Source organism: Belnapia sp. AC561 (assembly GCF_979252845.1).
This window is the reverse complement of record NZ_CEEDBP010000281.1, coordinates 1-262: the sequence shown is the minus strand read 5'-3', so window position 1 is coordinate 262 and position 262 is coordinate 1. Positions and strand designations below refer to the sequence as shown.

Here is a 262-nt window from a genome sequence, read left to right as displayed (position 1 = left end):
GCTATGCCTCGCCCTGGGCGGCGCCAGGTGTGCCGCTCAAAGCCATCAAGTGGCTGCTGCAGAAGCACGCGCCACTGGCGATCAAGATGACCGGCGATATCGACCAGTACCTGTGGATGGCGCAGATGCTGCGCAACTGCACCGCCAGCCGTTATGCGGTGAACAAGGAGCGCATGGTGCGCCTGTCCGAGTACAGCCGTGACTGTCTCGACGAGCTGCGTGCGGAAACCGGCCTTACGTATGAGGGGCGTCAGCTCGGCAC

1 pseudogene is annotated in these 262 nt (G+C 63.7%); it reads left to right on the top strand.

Annotated elements, in window-relative coordinates:
• Nucleotides 1-262: pseudogene (locus AC0IW9_RS31090) on the top strand (D-amino acid dehydrogenase); the annotation flags it as partial.